The following is a 6,699-nucleotide window of genomic DNA, read 5'->3' as shown; positions in this document are numbered from 1 at the left end:
TTAATTGTTGCCATTCTAATTCTTTTTTCAACCTCTGCTTTTGCGGAAAATATTACATATCAAACGATTAGTGAGGCATCGCAAAGGACAAGCGACCTATCTCGACAGGCATTGGTAATGATATTCGGTGATGTGGTGATATCACCGTTTCAGCCAGGGCAAGCAACATTGATTGGGTCGCTGTTTGCATTGCTGAATGGTGTATTGTGTGCGGTCGCGTTGGCGTGGTTTATGATCACTACGCTGAAAACGCTGTACAAGGGCGGACAGGAAGGCAAGGTGTTCGGCACCGGTCGCACCTGGCTGCACCCAGTAATGAGCTTTGCCGGTTTTATGATGCTTATTCCAACGGCATCCGGCTGGTCACTATCCCAACTGCTGATGTTGTGGGCAACCTCTACCATGGGAATAGGGAGTGCAAACCTTCTCACCGACAAGGCCGCAGACATGATAAGTAGCGGCATGTCGCTGGTTGTACAACCGACTGCACCCTCTACGCGATCGGCGGCCCGGGCGGTGTTTGAAATGGGGCTGTGCAAACACGCTACCAACCGCGAACTGGCCAACTTATATCAAGACGGACAGGCCAAAACTCGGCCCATGGCCACAACGGGTGGAAACGGTAGTTACGTTACAGATAACGGTAGCTCGTATTGTGGCTCTGTTCATGTGCCGACCTCGGCGGAGGGGAATACCTCAGATTCAGGCTTCTTTTCGTCCACGGTTAACACTGATAGCGTGACGAATGCTGAACGTCAGGCACTCGATACCATGCAGCAAACGCTTGATACGGCGGCATCTAATTACGTCGACGCATATATAAGTTGGTCTCGTCAGGATACTGGACCGATGCCCGATGTCGAAACCATTATTCAGAACGCGGCCACCGCGTATGAAAACAGCGTTAATCAATCACTCAACCAACTGAACTATAAAGACTCACTACAAAGCCAATTGGTAAGTCAGATAAAAAATGATGGCTGGGTTTCTCTGGGGGCTTGGTATTTTGTTTTTGCCACCGCCAACAGTAAGACAAATGCCGTAGCTAATGCTGCACCGGTAACGTCAGGGATGAGTATGTATGGTGAAACAGGGACTGGGGAACTCTATCGTGAGGTCTTTACTGCATATAAATCACAGACACAAAAAAGCGCGTATACCCCAACGCTCGGAACTCAGGAAGAAGCTGCGCCGGCTGAATCAGCTTCGGCAAAAATTGTGTCCTTTTTTGCCTCGCCATTCAGGACTTTTGCCATTAATAGGGCACAAGATACTTGGGGGACAAATGCTGATTTTAGTAATCAAGTCAATCCGTTAATAAAAATGCAGATACTTGGTGACGTTTCACTGACTGCAGCAGAAACGGCGTTAACGGCTTACACCGCCGCTTATGGTACAGCCACTGCAGTAGATCGCTCAATAATCGGCAAACTTGGCGAATTAACCCAGAATCCAGCGGGCACTATCAAAGATGTTCTTGGCCTATTAGCCCCCTTGTTTTACTTCTTCATGTTGATGCTGTTCGGCGTGGGGTTCTCTCTGGCCGTGTTCCTCCCAGCGGTACCGTTCCTGTATTGGATGGTAGGAGTCTTCAACTGGCTGGTCAGCGTTATGGTAGGTTGCGCAGCTGGGCCTATGTGGGCGGCGACCCATCTCGGTGCCGAAGAAGACAAGGGCAGCCGCAGCGCTTACGGCTACATTTTCCTGATAGACATGATGCTGCGGCCATCGCTGATGGTTCTGGGTTTTTTCTTCGCCTCGGTGGCAGTTATAGCGGGAGGCACACTCCTTAATTTGTTATTTGCTCCCGCATTAAATAGCGCCAATGCTAACTCTGTAGTCGGTTTTGTGAAAATGGTCGGATGGTTGATGGTGTATGCCCGTATAGCGACGTTCGGTGTAACTCGAATTTTCGGCCTGCAGGCGACGCTGCCAGATTACGTGATCACGTTCCTGGGCGGTGCCGGTATGGCTGGCGTCATGGGCGGTATGGTAGATGACGTCAAAGGGATGTTTGGTGCGTTCGGTTCCGGTGCTCAGAAAACGCCCGGAGTAAGAGATTTACCAATACGGAAACCGGAAGCAAACAATCATGACGGTATCAAATAAGTGAGGTTTGCGATGAAAGAGCGCCTTATCAACTGGCCGGAAGCAATCTGGAATGTTATCCGTTCTATGGCCTTTGTTTTTGTTCTCCCTATCGTGTTTCTGATGGGAATATGTATGGTCATGCTTACTCATGATGCAACAGAACGGCTGGCCGGGTTTATCTATCTGTTAATAGCGGCAGTTCCTGTCTTGGTGTGGTGGATTAATGGAATGAACCGGCGGCAGCGTCTTAAACAAGTCGTCGATATGATCCGTTCTGACGCCTTTTTTCAGCCTCATGACAACTATCACGAGGTATGCCACGCTAGCGGTTTTTACTTTGGCATTGATACTAAAAACGGCACCTTACTGTATGTCCGACTCATTCGGAGAGGTGTGGTAGATATCGTCGGGCTGACAATGTCTGATCTGCACCGGCGCCGCATTGAAGGCCGTGGAACGCTCCGGCTCTATACACAGTTCACAGAACTGCCGTGTATTACGATTGAAACCGCTTCAGCACAACACTTCTTTGACGTTCTCGGTGCAATGGAATTTCGGCACTACACAACGCCGGAACCCTTTGGTAAATACGTCGATAGCCAGGTAATTGGCATTGAAAAGCAGTTTGGTGTCAGAAGGCTGGCTGTGAATTAAAACGTGGCCTGTGCGAGTTCGCACCTCGCACAGGTCATTATCACCACAACCTGATAGAGAGGCTGTTATGGCCGTCATTGACATGGCTCAGTTAGCACGATATCACTCAATTTTCCCAGAACTTACTGAAGTGCAGGCAGATACTTGTCTGATGGTTGGTATGGGAATGCATATAAAAACCATCGCTGATGTTCGCGGAGTTTCGCAAGATGCCGTTAAACAGTCTGTGACTATGGCTCGTGAAAAAATGGGGCTGAGTTCGTTGGCCGACGTCCGTTTGGCGGTAAACGTCCGGGTGTTACTGCTGATGATGGAAAAACTTTCATAGTCTGCGATTTGGTTTCCCGGGCGATGCAGAACTGCCCGGGAAACACCTTCCATAGTAAAATCTAAATATCTGCCATTTTGACGCCTTTTTTTCGTTACCCTTGGTTTCTCCCCATTTTCATGAAAAAAACGCGCTGAGAGGCTTTTGTGGCGTAATTATGATGGGTTTTCTTCAGCACTGTCAGTTTCGTTCCGTACTCCCATATCGTCTATTGTTTTGACGATACTGCGTAACACCTCTGAAAATTGCTGGCTTAACTCAGTTGTCATCTGGTCTTGCATCTGTAGATACAAGTGCTTCTGCAAGCCACCAAGACGCTTTAACTCACTGATTATATTTAATTCTTTTAGCGCCGTAGTATGTCCTTCCAGATATCTTTCACCCTCGAATATGAGGTTGCTGATGTCTTCTGAAATGTCCGAATAATCGAGATCCCCATTATTCCTGGCAAGCGCCCTTTGTTTTTTCCCTATACGGACAATCTCAGCAATTAGAGCAACTAGATTGATCGGCTCTGCCGACTTCAGTTCTATGCGGCGATGCAGTGAAATGCGCCTCACATATTCTGCGACAGTAATCCCGCCTGCCAAAGCGCTTCTATGTATCCGGTCGTACTCTTCTGGCGTGCATCGTACCTGGATCAACTTGGTGCGTTGCCGTGGCTCTTTCGTTCCCATAACTGCTCCAACTCTAACAAGGGGTGTCGGGGCGAAGCCCTGACCAAGGTGGTTTTGTACTACTGCCAACGTGTGGCGGTAGTACAAAACATTTCCTGTCCGCTCTCTACCATCTTTTATTGGGGGGTGGTTCACTTTTACCGGTTGAGTGGTGGTGTTGCCCTGCTACACTCCAGAACGTATTTACGACGATTAGGAGTTACCGCTATGAGTAGCAGCACCCATTACGAAAATGCGAACTTTCTGCGGGAATTGGCGGAAAGCCTTCCACGTATTTTGCCTACTGGCACAGCGGAAAAAGTAGCCCTGCTACAACGCCTTGCTAATGAGGAGTTGGAGCAAGCGGAATATGAAGAACGGGTTAGGGCAAAGGTGGCTATGGCTCGTGTCGATACTCGCCCTGGCATAACCAGTGAGCAGCTTCGTCAGAAGATCCAAGATCGCTATCAGGATCTAGGGAACGCATGATGCTGTATGAAGTGGAATGGAAACAGGGGGCTGTTGAAGATATCACCCTGTTATTTGAATATATTTTGGAAAATTCATCGTTTTGGGATGCTAAGAACGTAACAGAGCGGTTAATTAACTCCACCGATAAGCTGGCTGAGTTCCCTAGGTTGTATGAAGTCGACTCCCGTTATGGCGAGGATGTTCGGCGTATAAGTTTGATGGGACAGAACGTACTTTACGAGGTGGATGATCCAGCAAAGAAAGTTCGTATTTTGGCTGTTGCCGGCCAGCGTCAAAACCCTATTTCTGTACGTTAAAACCTGTATACCTGCTTGCAGCCTCGATGTGTGAAGCTATCCACCCTATGACGTTTCCCGGGGTGGTGATGCACTTACACACAAGGCTGAATGCCTCACATCGTATTATCGCCGCCCTCTATTCCCATATCTAATTGATTTTTATGATTTACCAATATTCTACTGGTAAGTTTTCCACAGATTCTCTGTTAAGTTTTTAAGATCTTTTTTTAGATCTTTTTAAAACCTTTTCCCCCCTCATAACAAACTGATTATAAAATGTTTTTACGGTTATAGGTGGTGCTTTTGGGGGTTATAGGTGGTGCTTTTGGGGGTTATAGGTGGTGCTTTTGGGGGTTATAGGTGGTGCTTTTGGGGGTTATATCCACAGAAAAAAGAGGAGGAGAAAAAAAACATTACTCTTTTTGTTATGGTGGAGTATTATTAATTTCACCACCATAAGGGAAAGATTGGAAAAATGTCCGACTTAGTCGCCTATAAATCGAACGCTCTTATAGAGGCCAGCTATAAGCTCACGTTGCAAGAACAGCGGTTTCTACTCGTTTGTATAAGCCGTATTAAGTCTGGCGTTGATGCTCCGCCCGCGGATGAACAAAAAACGATGACCATTACCGCGACAGAACTCTATCGCGCGTTCCCGGATATGGGACGTCAACATGCGGAAGCGAAACTCAAAGAAGCTATTGACCGGCTATGGGATCGCTCGGTAATTATTCGGGATAAGGATAAGCGTGAAGAGTTTCGGTGGGTACAGTACCGGGCACAGTACCTGAAGGGGGAGGCTAAGGTGGAAATTACATTCTCTGACGCCATTATGCCTTACCTGACACAACTCAAGGGACAGTTCACCCGGGTTGTGGTGAAGAACGTATCTAACCTATCCAGCTCGTACAGCATCCGTATCTACGAGTTGATCCAGCAGTTCCGCAGCACTGGTGAAAGGACAATTGCGCTCGATGATTTTCGCTCAATGCTGAACGTCGAAGATAAGTACACTCAATACAAAGACCTGAATAAACTCCTCTTAAAGCCAAGCATTCAGGAGTTAAACGAAAAAAGCGATTTAATGGTTGTCGTAGAACCAATTAAACAGGGCCGGAAAGTAGTGGCGCTACGTTTCCGGTTCAGGGAAGACCGGCAAATTAAAATGAACGTCTGACGGTACAAGCACGGCCTGTATGAGTTCGCACCTCACACAGGCCGCTAACCACAACAACCTGATAGAGAGGCTGCTATATGGCTGGCAAGAATACTAACACGTCACACCACATGTTCGATCTCGACATGTACCAACCACTACTAACTATTTTCCCCGAATTGACCAACATACAGGCGGTTACAGCCTTTCTGTATGTGGTGGGATGCAATGTTGAGGCTATAGCCGATATCCGGTCTGTATCGAGTTCTACGGTGGTAGAAAGCCTTAACTCAGCAAAAGGACGGTTAAACGTTCCCTCTCTTCATGTTTTACGCTCTGTTGTTTTAAGTCGATTAGTTATTTCGATTCTTAATTTAATAAATATAAACACACGATGATAAAATATATAATTATCCGTGTGTTATGGGTGTACTAAATACACATAAAATAGATACTAAATCCTTACTAAATTCTTACAAGGACTTATTAAATGAATGAAAAAAATAAAAAGCCATTAAAAAGCCTTCTTATTGACTTTTTAAACCCTGTCAGTGACATTAAGTTTTTTGTAAAAACAGCTATAAAACCGAATATTGATAAGGTAAGAAATTACTTAACTTCCGGTAATAACAACAAAGATAAGAAAAAGCCAAATTGGAAAGAAGCCGTCGCGGATGCAGGGGTTCCAATTGAAAAACTAGATTTCAATTACAGGGTGAAACGCGGAATCTGGTGGTCAGTTATGACTATATCAGGAGTTATTTCACTTCTTTTATTCGTGATGATCGCCAACTCATTTGGTCAGTTACCTTTACCCGTTCTCATAAAGTCATTAACTACTCTGATAGTAATTTCTCTGTTTTCTGCCGTTAGTTTTGTTCAAGTAATGTCAATGACTTACAGGCTATGGCAGTTAAGAGAAAAAAGAGTGAGTGCCTCTGAGAAAGGTGATTTCAAATCTTTCTGGAAAGAGTCAGGTGGTTATATTTCTGTATTGAAACCAACATATAAAAAGGCTCGTCAGCCATGAAAGATAAATTCTAT

8 protein-coding genes are annotated in these 6,699 nt (G+C 46.1%); 7 read left to right on the top strand and 1 reads right to left on the bottom strand.

All coding sequences use genetic code 11. The features are described 5' to 3' along the window. The 3 genes from OB87_RS06980 to OB87_RS20560 form a co-directional block, all read left to right on the top strand. Positions 1 to 2,109, top strand: a 2,109-nt coding sequence (locus tag OB87_RS06980) for a DotA/TraY family protein (protein WP_200884279.1), incomplete at its 5' end; no start/stop codon positions are given. A 12-nt stretch (positions 2,110 to 2,121) separates the two neighbouring features. Then, the gene (gene excA / locus OB87_RS06975; protein ID WP_033568727.1) at positions 2,122 to 2,745 is read left to right on the top strand and encodes a plasmid IncI1-type surface exclusion protein ExcA; all 624 of its coding nucleotides are present in this window, start codon (positions 2,122 to 2,124) and stop codon (positions 2,743 to 2,745) included. Between the two features lie 67 nt (positions 2,746 to 2,812). After that, positions 2,813 to 3,073, top strand: a complete 261-nt coding sequence (locus tag OB87_RS20560) for a helix-turn-helix transcriptional regulator (RefSeq protein ID WP_152605881.1) — start codon at positions 2,813 to 2,815, stop codon at positions 3,071 to 3,073. 155 nt (positions 3,074 to 3,228) lie between these two features. Here the strand turns inward: OB87_RS20560 and OB87_RS19460 are convergent, their stop codons facing one another. After that, positions 3,229 to 3,750 (bottom strand): plasmid mobilization protein, encoded by a 522-nt coding sequence (locus OB87_RS19460; protein ID WP_152605880.1) that lies wholly within the window; start codon positions 3,748 to 3,750, stop codon positions 3,229 to 3,231. Between the two features lie 207 nt (positions 3,751 to 3,957). On the opposite strand from OB87_RS19460, the gene OB87_RS06965 reads away from it, so the two are divergent. The 4 genes from OB87_RS06965 to traX all read left to right on the top strand — a co-directional run bounded on the left by OB87_RS06965 (position 3,958) and on the right by traX (position 6,685). After that, complete coding sequence (locus OB87_RS06965; RefSeq protein ID WP_033568724.1) at positions 3,958 to 4,218, top strand: hypothetical protein; 261 nt, start codon at positions 3,958 to 3,960, stop codon at positions 4,216 to 4,218. Next, positions 4,218 to 4,517 (top strand): type II toxin-antitoxin system RelE/ParE family toxin, encoded by a 300-nt coding sequence (locus OB87_RS06960; RefSeq protein WP_033568725.1) that lies wholly within the window; start codon positions 4,218 to 4,220, stop codon positions 4,515 to 4,517. Before OB87_RS06965 ends, OB87_RS06960 begins: the two co-directional genes overlap by 1 nt. A gap of 457 nt (positions 4,518 to 4,974) precedes the next feature. Next, entirely contained in the window at positions 4,975 to 5,676 is a 702-nt protein-coding gene (locus tag OB87_RS06955; protein WP_033568723.1) for a replication initiation protein, read from the top strand. A gap of 469 nt (positions 5,677 to 6,145) precedes the next feature. After that, positions 6,146 to 6,685, top strand: a complete 540-nt coding sequence (gene traX / locus OB87_RS06950; protein WP_033568722.1) for a conjugal transfer protein TraX — start codon at positions 6,146 to 6,148, stop codon at positions 6,683 to 6,685. Positions 6,686 to 6,699: the final 14 nt, after the last annotated feature.

This window comes from Dickeya undicola, assembly GCF_000784735.1.
Taxonomy (GTDB): domain Bacteria; phylum Pseudomonadota; class Gammaproteobacteria; order Enterobacterales; family Enterobacteriaceae; genus Dickeya; species Dickeya undicola.
This window is presented reverse-complemented; position numbering and strand designations above follow the sequence as displayed.